Source organism: Micromonospora arida, assembly GCF_003857035.1.
GTDB classification, from domain to species: domain Bacteria; phylum Actinomycetota; class Actinomycetes; order Mycobacteriales; family Micromonosporaceae; genus Micromonospora; species Micromonospora arida.
The window spans coordinates 1-1,420 of sequence record NZ_QGSY01000012.1 but is presented as its reverse complement, the minus strand read 5'-3'; the positions used below and the strand labels follow the sequence as shown (position 1 = coordinate 1,420).

1 protein-coding gene and 1 pseudogene are annotated in these 1,420 nt (G+C 70.4%); both read left to right on the top strand.

All coding sequences use genetic code 11. The features are described from left to right. Window positions 1-244 (top strand): annotated as a pseudogene (locus tag DLJ58_RS34195) (hypothetical protein); the annotation flags it as partial. Further along, window positions 244-1,206: a complex I subunit 1/NuoH family protein gene (locus DLJ58_RS00065; RefSeq protein WP_030329816.1), complete on the top strand. Its 963-nt coding sequence runs from the start codon at window positions 244-246 to the stop codon at window positions 1,204-1,206. The pseudogene DLJ58_RS34195 and the gene DLJ58_RS00065, both read left to right, overlap by 1 nt. Window positions 1,207-1,420 lie beyond the last annotated feature (214 nt).

The following is a 1,420-nucleotide window of genomic DNA, read 5'->3' as shown; positions in this document are numbered from 1 at the left end:
GGCGCGTACTCCCCGGCCGGCCGGAGCCACCGACGGCCCGATCCCTGCCGACCAGCCCGCGCCCGGTGCTGGCCCGGCTGCCAAGCCCGCGCCCGACGCCGGCCCGGCTGCCGAGACCGTGCCCGGCGTTGGGTCGGTCGACCAGACCGCGCCCGGCGCCGGGCTGGCCGCGTCGGATGGCGAGCCGATCGCGGACCCGCCGGGCCGCGATGGCCGGAGCGACCACGACGGGGGTACGGCCTGATGCCGCTCTGGGTGGAGTTGGTGCTCCGGATCGGCGGTGTGGTGGTCGCGTTCCTCACCCTGCCGTTGCTTGTCGGCCAGGCCGAGCACAAGGTGATGGCGCACATGCAGGGTCGGCTCGGCCCGATGTACGCGGGCGGCTTCCACGGCTGGGCGCAGCTGGTGGCCGACGGGGTCAAGTTCGTGCAGAAGGAGGACATCACCCCGCGCGAGGCGGACCGGGCGGTGTTCCGGTTGGCGCCGGCGGTGGCCCTGGTGCCCTACCTGCTGGTGTTGCTCGTCATTCCGCTCGGTCCGAACGACCTGGTCGGGCAACCGTTGGACATCGGCCTCTTCTTCGTGCTGGCCGTGGTCGGCGTCGGAGTGGTGGCGGTGCTGATGTCGGCGTGGGCGTCGGCCAACAAGTACAGCCTGCTGGGCGGGTTGCGCGGGGCGGCCCAGTTGCTCGGTTACGAGCTGCCGCTGGTGCTGGCCGCCGCGTCGGTGGCGATGGCGGCCGGCACGCTCAGCCTGTCGGGCATCGTCGAGGCGTGGCAGCCGTGGTGGCTGCTCTGGCAGGCACCCGCGATGATCATCTTTTTCGTCGCCGGGCTGGCCGAGATCCGTCGGCCACCGTTCGACATGCCGGTGGCCGACTCGGAGCTGGTCTTCGGCTACATGACCGAGTACACGGGTCTGCGGTTCGCGTTCTTCCTACTCGCCGAGTACGTCGGCATCGTGGTGATCGCCGCGCTGACCACTGTGTTGTTCCTGGGCGGTTGGCAGGGCCCGTTCGCCGACGACCAACTGGGCTGGCTCTGGACGCTACTCAAGATCTTCGCGGTGTCCTTCGTGATCATCTGGCTCCGGGTGTCCTACCCCCGGCTACGCGAGGACCAACTGCAACGCCTCTGCTGGCTGGTGCTGGTCCCCGCGTCCCTGGCCCAACTGGTCCTCACGGCGGCCGTCCGCATCGCCCTGTAGACGGCGGCCCCACGGGGTCGGCTCGGGTGCCGGCGGAGTATCCGCCAGCGCGACGCTCTCGAGCTGGGTCCGCGCGGGCGCTGGTCGAGTTGGTCCAGGAAGACGCTTTCGAGCTGATGTCGTAAACGAATCGGTGGCCGGCCAGCCGGCCCCGCCGCAGCCGAGATCACACCTGATGTCACAAACTGTTCAGCTCGAAAGCGTCTTCCTGGAC

Excerpts from the sequence above, each read along its gene's own strand:
- DLJ58_RS00065 (WP_030329816.1), top strand. The coding sequence starts at position 244 with ATGCCGCTCTGGGTGGAGTTGGTGCTCCGGATCGGCGGTGTGGTGGTC.